Source organism: Nostoc piscinale CENA21, from assembly GCF_001298445.1.
GTDB classification, from domain to species: domain Bacteria; phylum Cyanobacteriota; class Cyanobacteriia; order Cyanobacteriales; family Nostocaceae; genus Nostoc_B; species Nostoc_B piscinale_A.
This window is the reverse complement of record NZ_CP012036.1, coordinates 489,114-511,285: the sequence shown is the minus strand read 5'-3', so window position 1 is coordinate 511,285 and position 22,172 is coordinate 489,114. Positions and strand designations below refer to the sequence as shown.

The window sequence follows — 22,172 nt, the reverse complement described above, 5'->3', positions numbered from 1 at the left end:
TATCTGATCGGATACGGGAAGTGGTGGCAAAAAAATTTTAACTCACGTAAAAATATTAGAACAATAATAGTTAGTGTTCTTTGCATCTCCCTTGAAAGCCTTTAATACATTTAATGCCGAACTCCGGCGCAACCTGCTGATTTTGTTTACAGCAGGTTTGTTATTCTGGTCAAGCACTGCTGCTTTTTTACCGACGCTACCGCTATACATTCAAGATGTAGGTGGTAGTAAGCAAGAAATTGGCATAGTTATGGGTGGCTTTGCCATTGGGTTATTGCTGTTTCGTCCGATGCTGGGCAAACTAGCCGATCAGCGTGGGCGTAAACTGGTTTTATTGATTGGACTCACAGTAGCGGCGATCGCACCTTTTGGTTATTTAGTATTTACGTCCATTCCTATATTATTCTTCCTACGGATTTTTCATGGAATTAGCATTGCAGCATTTAGCACTGGCTACAGTGCTTTGGTGGCTGATTTAGCACCTATGGCTATTCGTGGTGAAGTTATTAGTTATATGAGTTTAACTGGCCCCATTGGTTTAGCCATTGGGCCAGCAATTGGTGGATATTTACAAGAAACTTCTGGCTACGCACGTTTATTTTTGTTTACAGCCACCATCGCAGTCATTGGACTATTATGTGCATCACAAGTCATCAATCCACCATTCAATGCACAATCCCAATTGGAACGCCAAAACATTAATTTTTGGCAAATATTGACTAGTTCAAGGGTGAAAGTTCCGGCTGTAGTGATGTTGCTAGTGGGTACATCTATCGGTGCTGTGCATATCTTTGTGTCGTTATTTATTAAATCTACGGAAGTAAATTTTAATGGTGGTTGGTTTTTTACAGTTTCAGCCATCTCTAGTTTTATCATCAGAGTGTTGGCTGGTCGAGCCAGCGATCGCTTCGGTCGCGGTTTGTTTATTACCTTTGGGATTGCGGCTTATACTTTAGCTTGTGCATTATTATGGCAAGCTAACAGCACCAATGCTTTCTTAATCTCTGCGATCGCTGAAGGTTGCGGTGGTGGAACAATATTTTCGATGATGGCTACCATGATGGCAGACCGTTCACTACCCCAAGAACGGGGGCGAATTTTTGCTATTTGTCTGGCTGGATTGGATTTAGGAATTGCGATCGCGGCTCCGATTTTTGGCTATGTCAGTGAGTTTGTTGGCTATCGTAATATGTTTGGTTATAGTGCTGCACTCACTTTTTTAGCACTACTAATTTTCCTCACCTTATCCAACAAAAATCTCACTAGTTCCTTGCGCTTTGCTATTGGTCGAGGTGAAGATGCCTTTTCGTTGAATAATGTTGACGTGAGTTAAATGGTTTAGTCGTTGACAAGATTTGATTGGTAGAGAAGCAAAATTTTGCTTCTCTATAAATATGTAAAAAATTAAAGATTCTTTTTAGAATATATTATCTTGTTTCTTATAGTATTTGAGATTTGTGAATTTTTCGCAACTTTTCTACAATGCAAAATACAAATTTTTTTCTTGAATTTTCATATTTTTTCATATTTTTTAAATATCGCTTAAAAATCACAGATTTACTACTATTGCTCTTGTTGATTGCAACATGATTTCGAGATTTATAGTTTATAATGCTATTTATTACGTGTTTCTTGAATATCAAATAAATACAGTTCAGTTATGGCTATTCTATAGCTCTTAGCATCTGTGGAGTGTTTTTTAACACTTCTGCAAAATTTGTCATCAATATAGTAATCTGCATAAGATATACAAACACCTCTTTGTCCTGTTTCTTCTCTTGAATAGTAAGTTCGTAAATCAAATGAGATTGCTATATATAAATAAATCATTTGTAGGTCATTTTAACTATAGACATAAAACATAATCCTATAAATATAATCAATAAATTAAACAAGCAAATATTTTATGGATGAAATTACCAATAAACTACTAGTTATTTTTCAGAATGTTAATGAGTGGCTAAAATTTGCAGAAGCCAAGAATGCTGTTTTACTTGCTTTTTCGGGTGCTGGGATGACCGCAACCATCACCGTTTTAGCTACAGTAGAAACACTTCCAAACTCCTTACGTATTGGATTATTATTAACAACATCTCTGCTTTGCATTTCTGCCCTAATCTGTTCGCTTTCATTTATTCCTAAAACGAATTTAGAGCGGCTGCTATGGGTACAAACAATGCCTGAAAGAAATTCTACATCTGCAATTAAAGATACAGATAACTTTTATTTTTTTGGCGATTTACAAAAATATAACTCTCAAAGGTTATTAGCAGCATTAAATAATTATTATTTTGACAACACTATGCTTGATCCTTTTAAAAAAGAATACAAAGATATAGCCAGCCAAATTACTATTAATGCTAGAATTACGTTTCTAAAATTTAGAATATTCACCTATGCAGTTTACCTTTTAATTATCTCTATTTTAATGATTCCTTGTTTACTTTTAGTTAGCCTAGCAATTTATAGAACATTATAAATAGAATTTTGAGAAAAATACTCGACCCCAAAACCTACTATTATTTTCCTAATAAACCATGAACAAATCTGTTAAAAAAACCGTAGTTGAAATTGACCTTTTTGAATACAGTGATATGGTAAAAAATTTGCAACAAGATTGGGGCTTAAATTATGTGCCAACTCTCAACGAGGAGATTCAGAGTTTTATTGATGATAGTTTAACAGAAATAGGTACTACTGAATATAAAATTTACGACAAAAAAGGAGATAATCGTGTTATTTTCTTCGATGATGCTAATGATGCTTATAAATTTGCCGAAGCTGTTCATAGGAAAACTAAATTACATAACGTTGGCACAAACAAAAAATTTACAAAAAGATTGTTCCGCATCGGTGCTGCAACTGGCGAATTTGTGATGAACTATGATGGAGAGAGTTTGACAGGTTACAGTATCATCACTGCTTATCGGTTAGAAGCAAATGCAGAACCTGGAAAATGCTTTATTGTTGACGTAGAAACATATAAATCCTTTTCATCAGAAATAAAAGAAAAATTTGGTAATGCAGAAATTGTATTTGGTAAAAAAAGAACAACTGTATGTGGTGAAAATGTATGTGATAAAGAACGAGAGGAATTTCAAGCTCACATTTGCAAAATTATCTATGATGATTTATTAGAATGCTTCGAGAAATTAAATGATCAGGCAAAGCACATAGTTTATCAAATTGGACTTGAGGCTACTCATAAACAAGATATTAGCAAAGATGATTTAATAATAATAGGTAGTTTAGTACAAGAAGAATTAATTTTTGCACAAGAATATAGTTATCAAACTGCATTTGTTTTAACGGAAAAATTCTTTAATTATTTTTCGGAAATAATTATTAATGTTATTCTTGAAGAAATTAAAGAAAAGAGATTAAATATCTTAAAAAATTATTCGATTTTGAAAATACTAGAACATTTAAATTTAGATGATTTAGATTCTCTTAAAAAGAGATTGCAAACTCTAATTCAAAGAGATGGATTAACGCTTGCTGATTATCTAATCAATATAATTAAGAATTTACAAAAAGATGAGAATGATGAACAATTATCAGAAAAGTATGCGGTTGGCAATATTTTAAATTTATTAATTAAACTCAACATAAAGAAAAATTTTAGTTACTTTGATCTATCAAATATTGCAATTTGGAATGCTGATTTAACAGAAGCTATTTTAACAGGAGTAGATTTTAGGGATTCTGACCTGAAAAACTCTAAATTTTCTCAACCATTAGGTTGCATTCATTCCATTGCTTTTAATGCTGATGGTAGTTATTTTGCTACAGGTGATGCTCATGGTTCAATTCGAGTTCATAATACAAAGACTTTAGAACTATGTTTTTTTCATAATGAAAGAAAAAGTCAGATTTGGTCAGTTGCTTTTAGGAAAGATAACCAACCTAATAAAGAAAAAGAAATGTTAGCTTGGGGAGCAGAAGATGGTAGTGTCAGGGTGTATGAAATTACAACTAACACCTCATCAGATAATAAGACGGAGCCTAACCTTATTTATGAAATAAATGAAACAAAACGTATATTATCAGTAGCTTTTAGTCCTGATGGGAATACTTTAGCAATTGGAGGAGATGAAAATATCAAGGTTATAAAAATTAATCATAGTTATGCTCATACCAGTACTTTAAATGTTAGCAAAATATCTTGTATGACCTTTATTAGTAATGATTGTATTGCTAGTGGCAGTCAGGATGGGCATATCAGGCTCTCGCATATAGAACAGAGAAATAGGAATAAAGATGCAAGTTGGATTGTACATCCACAGGCAGTATTACGATGTATTGCTTATCATAGTACCCAAAAGATTTTAGCTATTGGAGGAGAAAATGGAAAATTACACTTATTGCATCCTTATGCTAATGATCGCGAGATCAAGGAACTTGACCTTAAAACAGAAATTAGTCAAGTACGGACACTAGCATTTAATCAAGATGGAAATATTCTCGCTGTTGGATGTATAGATAATAATTTAAATGGAGAGAGTGAGCATAAAATTAAGCTATGGAGTTTCTCTAAAAACAACTGGATAGACACATTGGAGGGTCATGAACATTCAATTAGGAGTTTAGCATTTTGTCCCCAGTCTCATAATCCCAAACTTTTAGTAAGTGGTGGTGATGGACGCACTGTCTTATTTTGGTATCAGGAAGACACAAGATGGGAATTATCTAACCGTAAGTTAGAAGGATATGCTAATCGTATCTGGTCAGTTGCACTTAGTAGAGATGGTAAAACCTTTGCTTGTGGAGGTGAAGACCATAAAATCCATCTTTGGAATTATCATGAACGCACACATATTCCACTTCAAACTCTTGACCAACATAAAAATTGGGTTTGGTCAGTAGCATTTAGCCCCAATGCTGATATTTTAGCGAGTGGTTGTGAAGATAATAAAATTTATTTGTGGGGGTTAAAAGAGGGGAAATGGCAACTTATCCGTGAATTGTTAGGAAATTCTGAAATCAATGGACATTATAAACGTGTTCGATGTGTTGTGTTTCATCCTACAGCAGAAATGTTGGCTACTGCTGGCAATGATAATAGGGTCATTTTATGGGATTTGAGTGATGTAAAAGAGCCTAAACCATCAAAGGAATTTTCTGAACACCATGACCGAGTATTATCCCTAGCTTTTAGCCCAAATGGTCGCTACCTAGCTAGTAGTAGTCGAGATACAACTATTTGTCTAGTAGATTTAAAAAAACGACAATATGACTCTACTGGATAACCGTAAACATAATCATGAAGATCAAGTTCACAGCATTGCTTTTAGCCCAGATAGCAACCTCTTGGTTAGCGGAGGTTTTGATAAAAAACTAAAATTGTGGAATGTTGAGAGTCGAACATTTATTCGGGATTTGTATGAAGGGCAAAAAGTACTGTCTGTCGCTTTTGACCCCACAGGGAAATTTGTAGCTAGTGTTGGACATGATCACATTATTCAACTATGGGATATAAATGAAATAAATCAGGAAAAACCTGTAAAGACGTTCAAAGGACATAAACGTGCTGTAGAGTCTATAGTATTTACTCCTGATGGCAAACAACTAATTAGCTGTAGCCAAGACCAGACTATCAAGTTTTGGCAGGTAGAAGGAGAAATTAATATTAGTATTCATACTATAGAACTTGGAAAACCATATCAAGGTATGAGTATTTCTGGTGTTAAAGGTTTTGACTTACCCCAAATCTTAACTTTGGAAGAACTAGGAGCTTCAAAATGAAGACTTACCTACGAAAAAGAAAAATAAACTGCAAGATGTAAAGGTATAGAGGTGTATGTATACAAAACCCTTACACTTCATACCTTTTCACATCTACGCCCAGTCTCCACCGACAATCTTTGTGCGTAATTCCTGAAAATCTTGAAAGTTAACTCAACGATTTAGTTAATTATTCTAAAAATCCAAAATGCTGCAATCCTTCTTCAATTCCATTGGCAAACTTAGCTGTTGCTAGATAACGATTTGGGTTTGGGTTAGCTTTGTGCCAATCTAGCAATTCTGGTCTTGCATTGCCAACAATAATACCTTTCTCCTCCCTGTTAGCAAACAAGGCAATATCATTACCGGAATCTCCACAAGCAACGGTTTTTGCTACATCTATTTCTAAATGTTGCCGTACAAAAGTCATTGCCATACCTTTATTTGCATGACGTGGCAAAATATCTAAATCCTTACCACCGCTATAAATAACTTGAATATCTAATCCCTTTTCTAACAAAGCACGTTCTAACTCTGGTACGACTTGTCCAGCCATTTTTTCTTCAAGAAGATAGCTAACTTTAAAATCTCTTTGTTCACTTGCGGGTTGAGGTTTCAATTCAGTAAACGTTGCAGATATTGTTTTTACTAAATCTCTATCCCAAGCTTGAGAAAGTTTATCAGACCATGTAGAATCAGGGTTTTGACTACCATTTATATAAATTTCTGTACCTACGGAACAAACCAGTATATCTGGATCTAATAGGGTTTTTTCTTTGGCGAGTTTTTGATAAAGAAAAGGTGAGCGACCAGTTGAATAAACAACTTTAGTACCATATTGCTGACGATGCAATTCTAGCTGTTGATTTAGTTTTGCCATTGCATCATCATCACCTATCAGTGTATAGTCCAGATCCGTGATGAAAAGAAACTGTTTCATAACTATCCCTTTTGAAATAGTAACTATATAATTTCAAAAATACTTGTATAAATAAACAAAACTAAAATGTCAAAATTATTTGACACCTTATCATTAGTCGTTGATAAACTTAGTTGGCAGGGTTTTTGACTATTGAGAGTATTTTGTTTGCCCTGCATAGGTTTAAAGCCTTTTCTTCAATCAACAAATCTTAAACTTGCCTAAACACGGTAAATCATATCATAACTTTAGATTTATTTACACAATAATTTTTTTAAATTGGGCAAGAGTAATTTACATTTAATACAGTATTGAAAACTTCAATCTTTAGTATTGATATTATTCCATGATTGTAAGGATACACTTATCTCTCAGATGACAGAGATTATGAATTGAAAAAGCAAAAGGCAATAGAATATAATCCTATTGCCTTTTGCTTTTTTATTTTTGCTTTATTTAACGGGCGAGGAGGGATTCGAACCCCCGACACCGTGGTCCGTAGCCACGTGCTCTAGTCCACTGAGCTACACGCCCCTGCCAGAAAAATATATTAGCACTATCTTCCCTAACAATGCAAGACAATTCTCAAAAAAATTTTTCTGCCGAGTTAAGTCATCTGGATTCCCAAGGACAAGCACAGATGGTAGATGTTTCTGGTAAAGCATCTACAGTCCGCCAAGCTGTTGCTGTTGGCAGGGTGCGGATGCAGACGGAAACGTTCAATGCTATTCAGGACGGTAATACGCCTAAAGGTGATGTGTTAGCCACGGCGCGGATAGCTGGGATTATGGCAGCTAAACAAACATCGAATTTAATTCCCTTGTGCCATTCCCTGCCATTGCAGAAGGTGACTGTAGAAATTACCCCCGATTTTCAATTACCCGGTTATCACATCCAAGCTACGGTTAAAACCAAAGCGGAAACTGGTGTGGAGATGGAGGCTTTAACGGCTGTGTCTGTTGCTGCGTTGACTTTATATGATATGGCGAAAGCTTTAGAAAAGTCGATTCAAATTGAGTCAATTTATTTAGTTAGTAAAACTGGTGGAAAATCAGGAGATTATTCTGCATCAGAACTATAAATTAGAGAAATTTTGCGTTATGGCTGTCCTTAGTCATTTGTAATCATAAAGAACAAATCACTAATGACAGCCAAAAGAAAATCTGGCACAAATAATTTCAGACTAGTTTATTCAATCTCACTTATGGCTTTATTGACATCGGTGGGATTTTCAAACTCTTCATTATCTGGCAGTTGCTCTAATAATGATAAAACCTTGCGATCTGCTCCCTGCTTTTGAGCGTGTTGAACTAATTCTTGCTTACTAGCAGGATAGTCCATTCCCTTTAAGTGTTTTTGAATTTCCACTGGGTTTGCCTTAGCCATTGCTGCCACCTACATTTTATGGTTATTACCATATTCACCACTGAATGTATTGGCTTCCTCTATCAAATAGAAGAATGATTTATTACACAGATAAATTCAGATGTCACTCAAATGGTTGATGTATTGCTGACAATATCGGATATTTGTAATCTAAGATATTTATTGTATTTATAAAAAAACTGTAATAATTCAGAAGCCAAAATTCATGAGTCAGAATATATCCGTCAGAAGACTTAAAGAATCAGCAACATATTTGAGGATGAAGAAGAAATAAATTAGTAAGTGCATATTAAATCTCTTACCCATTCTGACTTTTGACTTCTGGGTGCTGGATTCTTCCAAAATACTTTGCAAATACAATATTTATATCTAATTTATTGGCTATACAATATCTAATTTATTGCTCAATAAATTAGATATTTTTGAAGATTTTTTAGAGTAATCGAATAGCAACAATACTCGACAATAAATATAGAATTAAGTTTTTTTGTTACATAAATTTACGTTTATTTTGAAGTTAGCAGGAGAATTTGCGAGTTATCTTAAGTTGCTATAAGAACTTAAGATAAAAGTATCAAGCTGAAATTGATCAGCTAAGGGATGTTCACTTTATGTCCCCATCAGAAATTGATGTCTTAGAAGCTCGACGCATATACAAATCGACTGGTGCGATTCCGGCTCAGATGTTGCGCTCGAATATTTATCGTGCTTGGGAGCGATCGCACCTCCAAGGCGCTAACCCCCAAGCTCTGCAAGCGGAAAAACTATCAATACTAGATACAGAGCGTTTAATTGAACAAAAACAAACTTTAATTCAAGTTGCTGCACCTTATATACGGATGCTCTCACAGGCGGCGGGTACTGATCGCCATGCAGTGATGTTAGGCGACAGCAATGCGATCATTTTGGATGTAGTTGGTGATAAACAAACTGTACAAGGGCCAGAACCTTTTCCTGGGCCTGGTTCCTTGTTATCGGAAGCTGTAGCTGGTGCTAATGGTATTGGTACGCCATTAGCAGAAGCAGATTATATGGAAATTATTAGTGCCGAACATTTCATCGATGGGTTCCATCCCTTCACTTGTCAGGGAATTCCTCTACGGGATGATAAACAAGAAATTATCGGAGTTCTCAGTATCTCCCTACGACGTGCAGATGCTAGACAGCGCCTGAAAGAAATATTGCTATGCGCTTCTCATGGTGTTGAAGCAGAATTATTAATCGCCAACTTAGAAAAAGATGTGCGGCGAGTTTTAGAGTCTAACCCCAACGAATATCAACCACTCGAAGAATTACGTCAAGATATCGTTCAAGCAAATCAGGCTGCACGCTTAAAATTGGAAGTCATTTCGCGGATGGTAGCAGGTAACCGTTTAGACTACGCGATACAGTTGCTACGTCAAGCTGAACAGTCAATTCAAATCTTTCGTCGCCGTGCAGAAATTTGGCGCAATTTAGCATCTTTTGAGATTGGTACACTCCAACCTGTATCATTGACTGCTAACATATCCGATTTAGTGGATCTTCTTTCCACAGAAGCCGCCGTTCATCAGGTACAAGTAGTTACTGACTGGTATGAACCAATCACAGTAGTTGCTGATCCCAGAAGCCTTTTACGCCAACTGCTACATTATTTTCTGCAAGCTTTTGATTCTGCTGGCAAAGGTGGAAGAGTAAAAGTAGTAGTTAAGTTAATTTCTCACTCTGAATTAGTGCAAATCAGTTTCATCGTTAATTCAGTTTTTAATATCTCTCAATCAACACCAACCTTCCAGGTTTTTTATCTACCAACCACAAAAATCAAAGATGAACAGTAACAATACAGGTAAGCGCAAAATACTAATTGCAGATGATGACGATGATAGTCGAGTAATGCTGAGTTTTTTGTTGGAGGAGGAAGGTTGGGAAGTAAAGGAAGCTAGAAACGGTGAAGAAGCCTTAGAAACAGTGATTAAAGAGCAACCAGATTTATTAATTTTAGATAATAGAATGCCAAAGCTGTCAGGGGTGGAAGTATATCAACGCCTCCAGGCTCAAGGGATAAAAATAGCGGTTGTTTTAGCCACAGCACATGGTTATCTAGATGACTTAGCTTCTTCTTTGGGAATTGCTCATTTTATTGCTAAACCTTATGACATTCCAGAGTTGTTAAGAACTATAGAGTCTGCTTACAAAAGTTCTTTCAGTTAAATTTACTTTGGTTGATCTCACAAAGATTTAACAGCTTTGCATCCTGACATCTTAAAATAATCAAGTGTATTCAAATTTGTAATAAATATTTATGCCTCCTCGTTGGCCTCGCAAACCCGATCGCAATGATCCTGAATTTCGTAGAATAGATGACCGCATGAATTTTGCTGTCCATGTTGCTGTAGCTGCGACAATTAATTCTGGTCTTTGGTTCTTCCATAACCTGAAAGCTGCTAAATGGGAGTGGCTGCCGTTTTTAACCGCAGCTTGGGCAGTAGTGTTGTTGGTACACTTAGTTTATATCGCGGCGATCGCTAACTACTCATCCACACCGCCTAAATCCACCTGAAGATGTACAGTTGTTGCTAGGGCTTATGTAACCTGTGGGAGTAGAGTTAGCTTGATTAATTGAGCGATAATGATATATAGGTTGAGAGCATTAGCTCTTTCTTAATATAGGGTGATTTTTATGGCTAAAACTAACACCACAGAATTACTAGAAGCCCTAGCATCGGAAATTGGCGAAAATGTCTATATAGATATTGCCAAATGGCATCTTTATTTGTCTGATGCCAAACTGCACACCGTTGTCGCTGAACAGTTGTATCCTTTAATAACTTCTAATAATGTCAACGAAGACCGCGTAACTAAAGTATTAGAATCTATACCAGTCAAAATAGGCGGTGGCAGAAGAGAACTGGCACTAATTGATTTGCTACCCCTGCAATGTCAGGTCAATCTGGTGGATATTTTAGAAAAATATCAACGAGAATTTTAAATTTGAAGTAAGAATTCAGGAGCCAGAAGCCAGAATTCAGAATTATTAATTAATTTGCGCCTAGACAGCGATTTTAATAATCTAGAAATATTTGAAATACAGGTAGGATGTGTTAGTAACAGTGTAACGCCTCTACTGTAAAGCTTTTGGTGCGTTATGGCTTACGCCTAACACACTCTACTGGACTTCTGTATTCTTACTTTTTGGTAATTTAAACTCTTTCACATAATGATTTCTTTAGCACCCCTATTTGTAGGAGGTGAAAAATATGCCTGTATATGAGTTTCACGATGAATATACTCTCGCAGAAACAACAGATAAATTAGGACAAAAGGCTTTAAAGTTAAACCTTATACCTAGCTTTGTGGTGCGTTATTTTGCTGATAGTCGGCAATACTACATTCCTAATGAACAAGAATCTCAGCCGCTAACACCAGAACAAGCATATATGCGCTTTAAAAAGTTAGTCGAAACTGCGGGTGAGTAAGCATTTTTCTATTCCAATTTAGCAATGACAACTTTAAATATTTTGGAGGCTAATTGTATGTTATTACAAATCAAAAATACCCATGATTTAGTAAAAATTACTGATATTCAAGAATTAATTGACCCGAATGTTAATGTTGTTCATGCAAAAGACCAAGAAGGTCAAGAAGAACAAGATATGGATACTTTTGAAAAACAAAATCTTGTTTTTCCTTCTGGTGAAAGCTTACCTCGCTGTTGGTTAGATGCTAACTATCGTGTAGCGAAATGACAATGAAGCTCACCCCAACCTCTAAAAGGTGGGGTGTCTAAACTACAATGCGCGTCACCTAATTCACCAAAATTTTACTTTGCTCTTGTTCCTGGGAATGCGGCGGGAAGAACTTTGAATTTTATAATGCTCACCAAAAAAATTTAAATCATTTCTAAGATTCCTTCTTGCCGCGAAATTACTGTTTGATAACCAATTTCACGTCGTGCTTTAGTATCATCTACCGTAACTTCATCCGCAATCATAGATAAACCTGTTCGAGTGATTGGAGGCGAGTCTTCAAGTTTAAATAGATTCCAGACATTTTCTAAACTCCATGCTAAGAACCAAACAAACCAACGTGGTATAGTGCGTGTACCTGGTTCAACTCCTTGAGTACGGGCTAATTCTGTAATAAAACTGCGGAAATCTACGGGTGAACCATCAGTAATAAAGTAGATTTCTCCACCTTTTCCTCGTTCTGCTGCACAAATTAACCCGTGACACAAGTTTTTCACATGGCAGGTAGAAGTAGGATAGTTACCGCCAGAAATCCAAGCAAAATTTCCTTCGCGCATAGTTTTCAGAAAGCGTGGTAACAATGTGGTATCCCCTTTTCCCCAAACAAAGCGCGGGCGAACTACTACTGTTGTGAGGGTATCGGAGTTAGCTTCAATGACCTTTTTTTCTGCGATGGCTTTTGTTAGTGCGTAAAATCCTAGTGGTTTTTTTGGTGGAAGTCGAGTTTCATCAGTATTAATTATTGGTTTTCCTCCTATTAATACAGCTTCGGTACTCACATAAACGAGGCGTGATATACCTGTTGCTTTTGCAGCAGCAATCACTTGTTCTGTTCCGCAGACATTCACTTGTTGAAAATCCTCTAAAACTCCCCAGTCGTCTACTTTTGCAGCTACATGAAATACCACGTTACATCCTTCCATTCCAGATTTTAGAACCTGGAAATCATTAATATCTCCAAAAATAGGAATAGCACCGTAGCTTTTAATTAATTCAATTTCATTCTTCCATTTGACAAGCGATCGCACTTCAAAACCTCGTTGGACTAGAGTCTTAATCAAATTACGACCAACAAATCCTGAGCCACCAGTTAAAAAAAATCCGCATCCACATATCTCCTGAGTTTGAGTACATTGACTGTTGAAGTTTTCTTGCAGAGAAATCTCAAAAATGAAGTAGAAAATTAATACATTTTTGTAACTTCAGTAAAACAGGACTTACTCAAAAATTCCCCAAAAGCTTAATTATCGTGACGCGCAGTAGCTTCCCGTAGGGTAGAACACCAAGAAATCATAAAGTCTGCGTAAGCCCTATAAAATCTACGTTATTTTTTGTTGTTAGATAGATTAATTAACTCTAAATCTAAGCTAAACACTTATGTAATGTAGAGCTGTTCTCTAAATATAAATCATTTTTTATTTTTTAAAATCAGACTTTAGTCATGCTTATTAATATGACTATAGTGCTAGATAAAATGTCATCAATAATTGCTTATTTTCTTCTGTAAAATATGAACATTATCAAGATTTATTCTTGATTTAAAACTTACATATAGTCGTCCTAAATCATTTGTAAACAACAAGATCCCCGACTTCTTAAAGAAGCCGGGGATCTAAACCTCTCGATTTTTAGTGAATCTCAAATTAACTGCTAAATACTTCTACAGGTAAGCGACTAAACGCCAGTCGTTCATTCTGCACATCGACAAAGATGGTGTCGCCGTCGTGGAATTCGCTGCGGAGTAAGGCTTTGGCGATTTGGGTTTCTAATTCGCGCTGAATCGCCCGTTTGAGTGGACGTGCGCCAAACACAGGGTCATAACCAACTTCCGCCAAGAAGTCAAGCGCAGCATCGGAGAGTTTCAGAGATATCTTGCGATCGCTCAATCTTTCTCTTAATCTACCAACTTGCAACTGGACAATATGCCGCAGTTCTTTCTTATCTAAACTGTGGAAGATGATCACTTCATCAATCCGGTTGAGGAATTCTGGTCGGAAACTATTCCGCATTGCTTCCATAACTCGATGACGCATTTCGTCATAGCGAGAATTATCCCCAGCGATATCGAGAATGAACTGTGAACCAATGTTGCTGGTCATAATAATGATTGTGTTTTTGAAGTCCACAGTATGACCTTGAGCATCGGTGACGCGCCCATCATCTAAAATTTGCAAGAAGATATTGAAGACATCGGGGTGGGCTTTTTCGATTTCGTCAAACAAAATCACTGCATAAGGACGGCGGCGAATTGCTTCAGTGAGTTGTCCGCCTTCTTCATAACCGACGTAACCAGGAGGCGCACCAATTAACCGAGACACGGCGTGTTTTTCCATGTACTCAGACATATCAATTCGCACCAGTGCGTCTTCGGTGTCGAACATATATGCTGCTAAGGCTTTGGCTAACTCGGTTTTACCAACACCTGTAGGGCCGAGGAAGACAAAGCTGGCGATCGGACGATTGGGGTCAGCCAATCCAGCACGCGATCGCTGAATTGCATCGGCGACTGCTGTCACGGCTTCTGCTTGTCCAACTACTCGATGATGTAATTCATCTTCTAAATGCAGCAGTTTTTCTTTCTCGGATTCCACTAATTTACTGATGGGAATTCCTGTCCATTTAGAAATTACTTCCGCAATATCAGATTCGGTAACTTCTTCTCGCAATAGAGATTTACCGCTTCTTTGGGCGTTGGCTAATTCACTTTCAGCTAGTTCGAGTTTGCGGTGTAAATCAGTTAATTGCCCATATTTTAATTCTGCTGCGCGGTTGAGGTCGTAGTCTCTTTCCGCTTGCTGAATTTCTAAGTTTACCCGTTCAATGTCTTTCTTAACAGACTGAATTTTATTGATAATATCTTTTTCAGACTGCCATTGGGCGCTGAGGGTTCTTTGTTCTTCTTTGAGGTCAGCAATTTCTTTTTCTAATCTTTCCAAGCGTTCACGGGAAGCTGCATCGCTTTCTTTTTGCAAAGATAGTTTCTCCATTTCTAATTGGAGAATTTTGCGATCAATTTCGTCGAGTTCTTCCGGTTTGGAAGTAATTTCCATTTTCAACCGGGCGGCGGCTTCGTCTACCAAGTCAATAGCTTTATCTGGTAAAAAGCGATCGCTAATATACCGACTCGACAATGTAGACGCAGCTACTAAAGCACTATCAGAAATCTTCACCCCGTGGTGGTTTTCATAGCGTTCCCGCAAGCCGCGCAAAATCGAAATCGTATCTTCAACGCTGGGCTGATCGACATAAACTTGTTGGAAACGTCTTTCTAAAGCGGCATCTTTTTCGATATATTTGCGATATTCATCTAAAGTTGTCGCCCCAATACAACGCAACTCACCCCGCGCCAACATTGGTTTTAACAAGTTACCCGCATCCATCGCCCCTTGGGTAGCACCCGCACCGACAACGGTATGAATTTCATCAATAAATAGAACTATATTCCCGCCAGATTCGGTAACTTCTTTTAAAACTGCTTTCAGGCGTTCTTCAAATTCGCCCCGGAATTTTGCGCCCGCAATCAACGCACCCATATCTAAAGCGATGAGTTTGCGGTCTTTCAGGGATTGGGGAACATCACCAGCTACGATGCGTTGGGCGAGTCCTTCGGCGATCGCAGTTTTACCAACCCCAGGTTCCCCAATCAACACCGGATTATTCTTGGTACGGCGCGAGAGAATCTGCACAGTCCGGCGAATTTCGTCATCCCGACCAATTACTGGATCGAGTTGACCTTTGCGGGCTGCTTCTGTGAGGTCACGTCCATATTTTTCCAGTGCTTCGTATTTACCTTCTGGATTTTGGTCGGTCACTTTCTGGCTCCCACGAATTTGTTTAATAATATTTTTCAGCTTGCCTTCGTCTAACCCGAATTCTTGGAGTAGACTTTTGCCAAAGCGGTCATCTTTGGCATAACCAAGCAATAAGTGTTCAATCGAAATATATTCGTCTTTAAAATCTTTGCGATAGTTCTCCGCCCGGTCTAATAAGGTGTCTAAACTGCGTCCCAAGAACACAGAACTACTTGTACCAGACACCTTTGGTTGACGCTGGAGAAATTGATCAGTGCGATCGCGGATTTTTTGCAGATTCACACCCGCCTTGGTTAAAATACTGCTGGCTAAACCTTCTTGTTCTAGCAGTGCTTTCAGCAGGTGTTCGCTTTCGATTTGTTGTTGGTGATATTGTTTAGCAATATCCGGTGTGTGGGCGATCGCTTCCCAAGCTTTTTCGGTAAATTGGTTAGGGTTAGTAGGTTGCATAGGCCGTTTGAATAACCACTCCAAATATGAAGCGCAGAGAAAACAAATTCTTATATGGTTATTGTATGAAGCAGAGCGCAACTAACTGGATCGGTCTTCACGTCTTGAGGAAGTAGTATTATTACCTGAACAATGAATATTTTCCCAACACACAGAGGCGCGATGTTGAGGTTTTGCCAAAATTGTCACAATGCTTGATGAAAACCACTATTGCTTACGTACTATCGGTAATTGGTAATCATCAAGCGATCGCTATTATTTCCTGGCGATGACCCAAACTGCGTGTACAATCCCCGGAATATAGCCCAGAAACGTCAACAGGATATTAATCCAAAAATCTTTTCCCAAACCTACTTGTAAAAATACTCCCAAAGGCGGTAGAAAAATCGCTGCTAAAATCCTAATTAAATCCATTTCAGCCTCTTGTCAGACTATGATTTATACTCCTCAAAGATAGCATTGCCAGAATATTGTCTATCTGAGGCTACCTAAAGGGCTGTTTCTGCGTTCTAGCAAATGGTGTGGAGACGCACAATAGACTGAACATATACTCAAAATCGTTATCAATCATGAACATTCTGGAGGATGTTCGCCCATTGCGTATAATACTCGACGTAAATTCACAACTCCTTCTCGATTCAACTGTAGGGTTTCTACTGTAGCTCTGCCTGTTGGAGTTAAACCAATAACTAATGTAAAGTCATGATTCCACGCAAAATTCTCATTCCATAATTGTTGACGTGGGTGATACAAAGGCACAGTTTCACCTGTTAACGGCTCATAACCTGCGATTTTATATATTTGTGATTGTTGCAACCCTGACAAGAAAGAGCCAAATTATCTAGATTTGTTTCTCCACCTTGACTTTTAGGAACAATATGCTCGGCAGAAAAAGCTTGAATAGCAAAGCGTTCTTGGCTTCTACAATATTCGCAACATCCATTAGCTCGCTGAACCACAAACTTTTTTTTGCTGTGCAGTCACTCTATTTTCAGACATAGTTTGTTGCGTGAATGCCTAAATTTTCCATTAGAGTATTTAGAGAGATGCCACGCAAACTTGCTAATTCTGCTATATTTTCTAGACGCTGTGCTTGGATTTTTTCGATTTCCTCAGTTAATTGCAATAATTTTTGATACTCATCTTCAGAGAGAATTTCATCATCTCGTTTAGCAATCAATTCTTGGTAATCTTTATGAAGGTTTACAGGAATTCCTTGATTAATTTTGAGTAATAATTCTGCTTCTGCTTGTGGCAGTTTCGTAGCTTTACGTTGTGCTTGTAAAACAATAACTTGCGATACAAATTGTTCTAATTCAGACAAGTTTAATTGCTCAACTGCTTTGAGCAACTCTTCGGAAGATAATTGTACTTCAACTTTAACGACTGACATTATCTGCCTCTTGCCTTTTAATTCATTAGTAATTTTATCCTACAGTTCGACGAACATATTTTTATTGCGATCGCTGTCAACAAGTTGTAAGTGATAGTCATTTTTCGTAGGTTAGGTGGAACTTAGACACCGAAGGTAGTTCCCCAACCTACTCGCTTGATTACTGCATTCCCAGAAGAGTGATGACTTGTTCTAGATGATTTTTAGCATGATAGCGATGAAGCAGTTTTTCCTGCTGATATCTCTGTGGTATTTGCATCCTTCTACCTTCCATTGAGATTCTAATGAGAGCTATCTGCTCTGTTGTTGGTTCATTCATCTCATCTAGCGTTGCGCTCAGATTTTCGTAGTTCGCAAATGATGGTATTCTCAAGCCTTTATTATTTTCCATTTGTTGTATCGCCAATAGCGGAAACGCCATCAGGGTAGTAATGTAGTTATCTTTGTAAGCACTTCTACCAGTGGAACGTAACCCGTATCGGTTACACAAAATTTTCAGTTGAGCCAGTGTCAACAGTTCTAATTCGGTTCGCGTAAACATAAAATAGAAATTGCCATTTACAAAAGTGGTTCGGTAGTGAACTAGTTTCCAGCTTGGTAACACTACCGATTAAAAATCCTAAACCGATGCTAACATCGGCTTCAAGCCTTATTTATATTTCTACATAAATGCCTAAGTCAAAAGGTAAACCAGAAAATTTCGGTAATCCAGAGAGTAGAGATTTGACCGAGCAATTAAATTTTCGTGTCACTAAAGAGATGAAGGAAGCAGTAAAAGCCAAAGATGATCCGCCAGAATTTTGCAGGAAAGCGATACAGAAGGCACTAGATGAGGATGAGAGTTAATCTTTCAATGCGATCGCCCACATACTTTTTCATTAAAAGCGATCGTAGTATCTTTCTCACAATGGTTAATTACTTGCTCAATCTTTTGATTAGGGACTTACAGAAAATAAATGATCCAATTTTTGAGAGAGGATAATTTTTCTTTTCCCCCTTCTCCCCTGCACCCCTACCTACACCTTGATGGCATATCTTTTAGTTGGAAGTTCCTTAGCCGCCACTGAGTTTGGCTTTGTAACCTAATTTGGTGACAATCTCTAAAATTTTCTGCTTGTGTTCGCCTTGAATTTCAATAGTGTTATCTTTGACTGTCCCACCTGTACCGCATTGGGTTTTTAACTGCTTGACTAAATCTGCTAAAGTTTCCGGTTTGGCTTGAAACCCAGTAATCACCGTCACCGTTTTACCCTTGCGACCGGTGCGTGTGGCTTGGATTCTCAAGTTTTGTTGTTGCGGTGGAAGTTCCTGAATTGGTCTTTCGGTGGCGGCGGAGTTATCGTTACCGAATTCTTGATAGACAATCTTTTTATCAGAGTTTGATTTGGAAGCAGACATACAAAATTGCGGTAGTGATTCAGTTCTACTACATCCATTATGGTGTCAAGCAACGCGAGTTTCACAGTGGTTCGCAATTTACCGTTGTCAACGCAAAGGTGTGCGGAGGTATTTTGAGAGAGATTGTTGAGGAGTTACGAATTACTGTTCTAGACTCTTTATAATTAATGAAGTCTTTACTTGTCATCAAGATAATTCCGTGACTACTACTCCCCTTTCTCCAAATTCTTCCACAACTGCTCAGGTTCCCGATATACAAGGACGCTTTGGACGCTTTGGCGGTAAGTACGTCCCGGAAACCCTGATGCCTGCTTTAGCTGAACTAGAAACAGCTTATCAGCAATATCGTCATAACCCAGAGTTTCAAGCAGAACTCCAACAACTGCTGCGGGATTATGTGGGACGCGCTACACCGTTGTATTTTGCTGAACGGCTGACTGCTCATTATGCTCGACCCGATGGCACAGGGCCGCAGATTTATTTGAAGCGGGAAGATTTAAATCACACTGGCGCACACAAAATTAATAATGCTTTGGGTCAAGTATTGTTAGCGAAGCGTATGGGTAAGCAGCGAATTATTGCTGAAACTGGTGCTGGACAGCACGGAGTTGCAACAGCCACAGTTTGCGCCCGGTTTGGCTTGGAATGTGTGATTTACATGGGTGTTCACGATATGGAACGCCAAGCTTTAAACGTGTTTAGAATGCGGTTGATGGGTGCAGAAGTCCGTCCAGTAGAGGCGGGTACAGGTACTCTCAAAGATGCGACTTCGGAAGCGATTCGGGATTGGGTGACAAATGTTGAAACAACTCACTACATTCTTGGTTCCGTAGCTGGGCCGCATCCTTACCCGATGATGGTGCGGGATTTTCATGCGGTGATTGGACAAGAAACTCGCGCCCAAGCTTTAGAAAAGTGGGGCGGTTTACCTGATATTCTCTTGGCTTGTGTGGGTGGTGGTTCCAATGCAATGGGACTGTTTTATGAGTTTGTCAATGAACCATCTGTGCGGTTAATTGGGGTAGAGGCTGCTGGCGAAGGTGTGAATACAGATAAACATGCTGCTACCTTGACAAAAGGACGAGTTGGTGTACTGCACGGCGCGATGAGCTATCTACTGCAAGATGAAGATGGACAAGTCACCGAGGCGCACTCAATTAGTGCGGGTTTAGATTATCCCGGTGTAGGGCCAGAACACAGTTATTTAAAAGATACGAATCGGGCAGAATATTACAGTGTGACAGATGCAGAGGCTTTGGCAGCATTCCAAAAACTGTCTCGCTTAGAAGGTATTATCCCAGCTTTGGAAACTTCTCATGCGATCGCCTACCTAGAAACCCTCTGTCCTCAACTTAGCGGTAGTCCCAAAATTATCATTAACTGTTCTGGACGCGGTGACAAAGATGTGCAAACCGTTGCTAAATTTTTAACTCCGCAGTAAAACTGTCAGAATCACAGCTTAGGCAAGGCAAAACTTTTGTAATACTGAGTGTAGGAAAGCCATTGCTTTAGGTGGCTTTCCTACTAATTTTTATGCTGCAAAATATTATGAAAGTTAATGAATTAAAAGAACTCTATGAAATAGATGATTCTCAATGGCTAGAAGAAACAGTCAAACTCATTAAAAATCATCAACTTCAAGAACTAGATTTAGAAAATTTAGTTGAGGAATTAGAGGATTTCGGCAGAGAAAAGAAAAATGCTGTAGCCAGTCTTTTAGATCAAATTATCCGTCATTTATTATTACTGCAATATTGGACAAGCGAATCTGAGTATAATTCAATTCACTGGCAAGAAGAAATTTATAATTTCCGCACTCAATTAAAACGAAGACTAACTACTAATCTGCATAATTATCTCGATTCGGAATTGGATTCTATCTATAAAGATGCGTTGGGTTTTGTAAAAATTAAAACTCAGAATACTGTCGATTTTCCTGTGGAATGCCCTTATTCCCTTGAACAATTACTTGATATAGGTTGGTTAAGTAATTGAAGAAGAATTCAGAAGTCACAATTCAGGAGTCAGAATCAATGAGTAGTGGATCTGAATTTCCCACTCATTGCAGACTGCTGAATCAAAGATTTAGTGGCAGTCTTAAAACCGCCTATTCATTCGCCAGCAACGCACTGCGATACCCTGAACTTGTCGAAGTGTCCCATAGAAGTCAGTATGAATTCTGACTTCTGACTCCTGACTTCTCACTATTTCTCTACCCAGAGAATGATGAACTATGGAAATTGATGAATATGTAAGTTGGCTGGCAATTTTGCAAGGTAGAGCAGTGTAAATCCCTAGATGCTGGCTCATAGCCTATTTGTTCAATGTACATGAGTCCGGTTACATTATCTGGAAGTGTTCTCTTTCAGTGTGTTTAGGGCTACCTATTAATGATTCAGAATAAAATATCCAGTGCTGGTGTAGCGACTCTGGCCTTGATTGGAGGCGTAATCGCTTTTTCTACACCAGTTCAAACTGCTACCTTGCAACGTACCCAAATGTCAGATAATAACATCCAACTGGCACAATCTACTGCGACACCTAGGGAGTTAGAAGCGGCTGTTTTCAACCAAATTAATAAATATCGAGCTTCTCTTGGTCTACCAGCATTAATTCGGAACTCAACTATTGATAATCAAGCCAGGACTCACAGTCAAAATATGGCTCAGGGGCGAGTTGCATTTGGTCATGACGGTTTTGGTGCAAGAATTCAAGCGATCGCAGTTACAATTCCCTACAGCGCGGCTGCTGAAAATGTGGCTTACAACCAGGGATATCCAGATCCTGCAACCCAAGCCGTGCAAGGTTGGCTGAGAAGTTCAGGACATTTGGCTAATATCAAAGGTAATTACAACCTCACAGGTGTTGGTGTGGCGGTAAATAGTAGAGGTGCGGTTTACTTTACCCAAATATTTATCCGTACACGTTAGGAAAATATGGCAGGAGGCAGAAGGTAAAATTATTACTCTTCTGGGATTCTTGCTCTTTAAATGTCCTCACCTTTACTTCGACTGATATAAAATTCAGTTAAAAATTGCTTAAAAATAGGGTGCGTTACTGTATTTGCGTAACGCACCCTATTTTTGCTGTATGTTTTTTAGATACATCGAATTTCTCTTGCTGGCTTATAAAGGATTAACGATGGAACCTATTTCTCTGATTATCGCTGCTTTAGGTGCTGGTGCGATCGCACAATCAACTATTCTTCTGCTGCTGCAAATACCACACCTTCATACAATAGTGCGATCGCAGCCCGATAACCATACCCTATTCCCTAGTCTCCAGCCTCTAATCCCTAACCCCTCCTTCCCAAATTGAGCAATTTTTAATAATATCCTGTTACAGATTCTAGGAAGTCGAAGGTA

At 38.3% G+C, this 22,172-nt stretch carries 27 protein-coding genes and 1 tRNA gene; 17 read left to right on the top strand and 11 right to left on the bottom strand.

Going from position 1 to position 22,172, the window contains the following annotated elements; translation table 11 throughout:
* Positions 1-91 precede the first annotated feature (91 nt).
* The 4 genes from ACX27_RS02270 to ACX27_RS02255 all read left to right on the top strand — a co-directional run bounded on the left by ACX27_RS02270 (position 92) and on the right by ACX27_RS02255 (position 5,745).
* Positions 92-1,333, top strand: a complete 1,242-nt coding sequence (locus ACX27_RS02270; RefSeq protein ID WP_062298083.1) for an MFS transporter — start codon at positions 92-94, stop codon at positions 1,331-1,333.
* Between the two features lie 573 nt (positions 1,334-1,906).
* On the top strand, positions 1,907-2,479 hold the full coding sequence (locus tag ACX27_RS02265; RefSeq protein WP_062287862.1) for a Pycsar system effector family protein: 573 nt from the start codon (positions 1,907-1,909) through the stop codon (positions 2,477-2,479).
* Positions 2,480-2,537: 58 nt separating this feature from the next.
* The gene (locus ACX27_RS02260) at positions 2,538-5,249 is read left to right on the top strand and encodes a pentapeptide repeat-containing protein (protein WP_062287858.1); all 2,712 of its coding nucleotides are present in this window, start codon (positions 2,538-2,540) and stop codon (positions 5,247-5,249) included.
* Positions 5,233-5,745, top strand: a complete 513-nt coding sequence (locus tag ACX27_RS02255; protein ID WP_062287854.1) for a WD40 repeat domain-containing protein — start codon at positions 5,233-5,235, stop codon at positions 5,743-5,745. Before ACX27_RS02260 ends, ACX27_RS02255 begins: the two co-directional genes overlap by 17 nt.
* Positions 5,746-5,914: 169 nt before the next feature.
* On the opposite strand, the gene ACX27_RS02250 is transcribed toward ACX27_RS02255, so the two are convergent.
* Together ACX27_RS02250 and ACX27_RS02245 are read right to left on the bottom strand one after the other, a co-directional pair.
* Positions 5,915-6,664: a sucrose-phosphate phosphatase gene (locus ACX27_RS02250; protein WP_062287851.1), complete on the bottom strand. Its 750-nt coding sequence runs from the start codon at positions 6,662-6,664 to the stop codon at positions 5,915-5,917.
* 439 nt (positions 6,665-7,103) lie between these two features.
* Positions 7,104-7,177, bottom strand: a tRNA-Arg gene (locus ACX27_RS02245).
* Between the two features lie 37 nt (positions 7,178-7,214).
* On the opposite strand from ACX27_RS02245, the gene moaC reads away from it, so the two are divergent.
* Complete coding sequence (moaC, locus tag ACX27_RS02240; RefSeq protein WP_062287849.1) at positions 7,215-7,724, top strand: cyclic pyranopterin monophosphate synthase MoaC; 510 nt, start codon at positions 7,215-7,217, stop codon at positions 7,722-7,724.
* A 107-nt stretch (positions 7,725-7,831) separates the two neighbouring features.
* On the opposite strand, the gene ACX27_RS02235 is transcribed toward moaC, so the two are convergent.
* A complete protein-coding gene (locus ACX27_RS02235; protein WP_062287846.1) occupies positions 7,832-8,029 on the bottom strand; it encodes a DUF2795 domain-containing protein in 198 nt (65 codons plus the stop codon).
* 611 nt (positions 8,030-8,640) lie between these two features.
* On the opposite strand from ACX27_RS02235, the gene ACX27_RS02230 reads away from it, so the two are divergent.
* The 6 genes from ACX27_RS02230 to ACX27_RS02205 all read left to right on the top strand — a co-directional run bounded on the left by ACX27_RS02230 (position 8,641) and on the right by ACX27_RS02205 (position 11,754).
* On the top strand, positions 8,641-9,846 hold the full coding sequence (locus tag ACX27_RS02230) for a GAF domain-containing protein (RefSeq protein WP_062287843.1): 1,206 nt from the start codon (positions 8,641-8,643) through the stop codon (positions 9,844-9,846).
* On the top strand, positions 9,836-10,219 hold the full coding sequence (locus ACX27_RS02225; protein WP_062287840.1) for a response regulator: 384 nt from the start codon (positions 9,836-9,838) through the stop codon (positions 10,217-10,219). The genes ACX27_RS02230 and ACX27_RS02225 overlap by 11 nt, the downstream gene beginning before the upstream one ends.
* A 91-nt stretch (positions 10,220-10,310) precedes the next feature.
* A complete protein-coding gene (locus tag ACX27_RS02220; RefSeq protein ID WP_062287838.1) occupies positions 10,311-10,568 on the top strand; it encodes a hypothetical protein in 258 nt (85 codons plus the stop codon).
* Positions 10,569-10,688: 120 nt separating this feature from the next.
* On the top strand, positions 10,689-10,997 hold the full coding sequence (locus tag ACX27_RS02215) for a DUF3181 family protein (RefSeq protein ID WP_062287835.1): 309 nt from the start codon (positions 10,689-10,691) through the stop codon (positions 10,995-10,997).
* Between the two features lie 268 nt (positions 10,998-11,265).
* Positions 11,266-11,484 carry a hypothetical protein gene (locus tag ACX27_RS02210; protein WP_062287832.1) on the top strand — a complete coding sequence of 73 codons (219 nt, stop codon included), beginning with the start codon at positions 11,266-11,268 and terminating at the stop codon, positions 11,482-11,484.
* A gap of 57 nt (positions 11,485-11,541) precedes the next feature.
* Entirely contained in the window at positions 11,542-11,754 is a 213-nt protein-coding gene (locus ACX27_RS02205) for a hypothetical protein (protein WP_062298081.1), read from the top strand.
* A 143-nt stretch (positions 11,755-11,897) separates the two neighbouring features.
* Here ACX27_RS02205 and ACX27_RS02200 read toward each other — a convergent pair whose 3' ends face one another.
* The 7 genes from ACX27_RS02200 to ACX27_RS02180 all read right to left on the bottom strand — a co-directional run bounded on the left by ACX27_RS02200 (position 11,898) and on the right by ACX27_RS02180 (position 17,950).
* On the bottom strand, positions 11,898-12,815 hold the full coding sequence (locus tag ACX27_RS02200) for an NAD-dependent epimerase/dehydratase family protein (protein ID WP_235526466.1): 918 nt from the start codon (positions 12,813-12,815) through the stop codon (positions 11,898-11,900).
* 582 nt (positions 12,816-13,397) lie between these two features.
* A complete protein-coding gene (clpB, locus tag ACX27_RS02195) occupies positions 13,398-16,016 on the bottom strand; it encodes an ATP-dependent chaperone ClpB (RefSeq protein WP_062287827.1) in 2,619 nt (872 codons plus the stop codon).
* Between the two features lie 255 nt (positions 16,017-16,271).
* Positions 16,272-16,430: a YqaE/Pmp3 family membrane protein gene (locus tag ACX27_RS30575; protein ID WP_083468648.1), complete on the bottom strand. Its 159-nt coding sequence runs from the start codon at positions 16,428-16,430 to the stop codon at positions 16,272-16,274.
* 153 nt (positions 16,431-16,583) lie between these two features.
* Positions 16,584-16,841: a hypothetical protein gene (locus ACX27_RS33250; protein WP_235526708.1), complete on the bottom strand. Its 258-nt coding sequence runs from the start codon at positions 16,839-16,841 to the stop codon at positions 16,584-16,586.
* Entirely contained in the window at positions 16,787-16,975 is a 189-nt protein-coding gene (locus ACX27_RS33245; protein WP_235526465.1) for an HNH endonuclease, read from the bottom strand. Before ACX27_RS33245 ends, ACX27_RS33250 begins: the two co-directional genes overlap by 55 nt.
* 32 nt (positions 16,976-17,007) lie before the next feature.
* Complete coding sequence (locus ACX27_RS02185) at positions 17,008-17,409, bottom strand: hypothetical protein (RefSeq protein ID WP_062287824.1); 402 nt, start codon at positions 17,407-17,409, stop codon at positions 17,008-17,010.
* Between the two features lie 160 nt (positions 17,410-17,569).
* Positions 17,570-17,950, bottom strand: coding sequence for a hypothetical protein (locus ACX27_RS02180; RefSeq protein WP_062287820.1), 381 nt, complete (start codon positions 17,948-17,950; stop codon positions 17,570-17,572).
* Positions 17,951-18,078: 128 nt separating this feature from the next.
* Here ACX27_RS02180 and ACX27_RS32740 point away from each other — a divergent pair, with 128 nt between their 5' ends.
* Complete coding sequence (locus ACX27_RS32740; RefSeq protein ID WP_200929900.1) at positions 18,079-18,255, top strand: hypothetical protein; 177 nt, start codon at positions 18,079-18,081, stop codon at positions 18,253-18,255.
* Between the two features lie 207 nt (positions 18,256-18,462).
* Here ACX27_RS32740 and ACX27_RS02175 read toward each other — a convergent pair whose 3' ends face one another.
* The gene (locus tag ACX27_RS02175) at positions 18,463-18,807 is read right to left on the bottom strand and encodes a translation initiation factor (RefSeq protein ID WP_062287816.1); all 345 of its coding nucleotides are present in this window, start codon (positions 18,805-18,807) and stop codon (positions 18,463-18,465) included.
* A 14-nt stretch (positions 18,808-18,821) separates the two neighbouring features.
* Here ACX27_RS02175 and ACX27_RS33240 point away from each other — a divergent pair, with 14 nt between their 5' ends.
* From ACX27_RS33240 to ACX27_RS32200, 5 genes are all read left to right on the top strand, one after another.
* On the top strand, positions 18,822-18,971 hold the full coding sequence (locus tag ACX27_RS33240; protein WP_235526464.1) for a hypothetical protein: 150 nt from the start codon (positions 18,822-18,824) through the stop codon (positions 18,969-18,971).
* A 35-nt stretch (positions 18,972-19,006) separates the two neighbouring features.
* Positions 19,007-20,248: a tryptophan synthase subunit beta gene (trpB, locus tag ACX27_RS02170; RefSeq protein ID WP_062287813.1), complete on the top strand. Its 1,242-nt coding sequence runs from the start codon at positions 19,007-19,009 to the stop codon at positions 20,246-20,248.
* A 92-nt stretch (positions 20,249-20,340) separates the two neighbouring features.
* Positions 20,341-20,802 (top strand): DUF29 domain-containing protein, encoded by a 462-nt coding sequence (locus tag ACX27_RS02165; RefSeq protein WP_062287810.1) that lies wholly within the window; start codon positions 20,341-20,343, stop codon positions 20,800-20,802.
* A gap of 395 nt (positions 20,803-21,197) precedes the next feature.
* Positions 21,198-21,737, top strand: a complete 540-nt coding sequence (locus ACX27_RS02160; RefSeq protein ID WP_062287807.1) for a CAP domain-containing protein — start codon at positions 21,198-21,200, stop codon at positions 21,735-21,737.
* 211 nt (positions 21,738-21,948) lie between these two features.
* Positions 21,949-22,125 (top strand): hypothetical protein, encoded by a 177-nt coding sequence (locus ACX27_RS32200; protein ID WP_158507333.1) that lies wholly within the window; start codon positions 21,949-21,951, stop codon positions 22,123-22,125.
* The last annotated feature ends 47 nt before the right edge of the window (positions 22,126-22,172 follow it).

Excerpts from the sequence above, each read along its gene's own strand:
- ACX27_RS02265 (WP_062287862.1), top strand. The coding sequence starts at position 1,907 with ATGGATGAAATTACCAATAAACTACTAGTTATTTTTCAGAATGTTAAT.
- ACX27_RS02260 (WP_062287858.1), top strand. The coding sequence starts at position 2,538 with ATGAACAAATCTGTTAAAAAAACCGTAGTTGAAATTGACCTTTTTGAA.
- ACX27_RS02255 (WP_062287854.1), top strand. The coding sequence starts at position 5,233 with ATGACTCTACTGGATAACCGTAAACATAATCATGAAGATCAAGTTCAC.
- ACX27_RS02250 (WP_062287851.1), bottom strand. The coding sequence starts at position 6,664 with ATGAAACAGTTTCTTTTCATCACGGATCTGGACTATACACTGATAGGT.
- moaC (WP_062287849.1), top strand. The coding sequence starts at position 7,215 with ATGCAAGACAATTCTCAAAAAAATTTTTCTGCCGAGTTAAGTCATCTG.
- ACX27_RS02235 (WP_062287846.1), bottom strand. The coding sequence starts at position 8,029 with ATGGCTAAGGCAAACCCAGTGGAAATTCAAAAACACTTAAAGGGAATG.
- ACX27_RS02230 (WP_062287843.1), top strand. The coding sequence starts at position 8,641 with ATGTCCCCATCAGAAATTGATGTCTTAGAAGCTCGACGCATATACAAA.
- ACX27_RS02225 (WP_062287840.1), top strand. The coding sequence starts at position 9,836 with ATGAACAGTAACAATACAGGTAAGCGCAAAATACTAATTGCAGATGAT.
- ACX27_RS02220 (WP_062287838.1), top strand. The coding sequence starts at position 10,311 with ATGCCTCCTCGTTGGCCTCGCAAACCCGATCGCAATGATCCTGAATTT.
- ACX27_RS02215 (WP_062287835.1), top strand. The coding sequence starts at position 10,689 with ATGGCTAAAACTAACACCACAGAATTACTAGAAGCCCTAGCATCGGAA.
- ACX27_RS02210 (WP_062287832.1), top strand. The coding sequence starts at position 11,266 with ATGCCTGTATATGAGTTTCACGATGAATATACTCTCGCAGAAACAACA.
- ACX27_RS02205 (WP_062298081.1), top strand. The coding sequence starts at position 11,542 with ATGTTATTACAAATCAAAAATACCCATGATTTAGTAAAAATTACTGAT.
- clpB (WP_062287827.1), bottom strand. The coding sequence starts at position 16,016 with ATGCAACCTACTAACCCTAACCAATTTACCGAAAAAGCTTGGGAAGCG.
- ACX27_RS30575 (WP_083468648.1), bottom strand. The coding sequence starts at position 16,430 with ATGGATTTAATTAGGATTTTAGCAGCGATTTTTCTACCGCCTTTGGGA.
- ACX27_RS02185 (WP_062287824.1), bottom strand. The coding sequence starts at position 17,409 with ATGTCAGTCGTTAAAGTTGAAGTACAATTATCTTCCGAAGAGTTGCTC.
- ACX27_RS02180 (WP_062287820.1), bottom strand. The coding sequence starts at position 17,950 with ATGTTTACGCGAACCGAATTAGAACTGTTGACACTGGCTCAACTGAAA.
- ACX27_RS32740 (WP_200929900.1), top strand. The coding sequence starts at position 18,079 with ATGCCTAAGTCAAAAGGTAAACCAGAAAATTTCGGTAATCCAGAGAGT.
- ACX27_RS02175 (WP_062287816.1), bottom strand. The coding sequence starts at position 18,807 with ATGTCTGCTTCCAAATCAAACTCTGATAAAAAGATTGTCTATCAAGAA.
- ACX27_RS02165 (WP_062287810.1), top strand. The coding sequence starts at position 20,341 with ATGCTGCAAAATATTATGAAAGTTAATGAATTAAAAGAACTCTATGAA.
- ACX27_RS02160 (WP_062287807.1), top strand. The coding sequence starts at position 21,198 with ATGATTCAGAATAAAATATCCAGTGCTGGTGTAGCGACTCTGGCCTTG.
- ACX27_RS32200 (WP_158507333.1), top strand. The coding sequence starts at position 21,949 with ATGGAACCTATTTCTCTGATTATCGCTGCTTTAGGTGCTGGTGCGATC.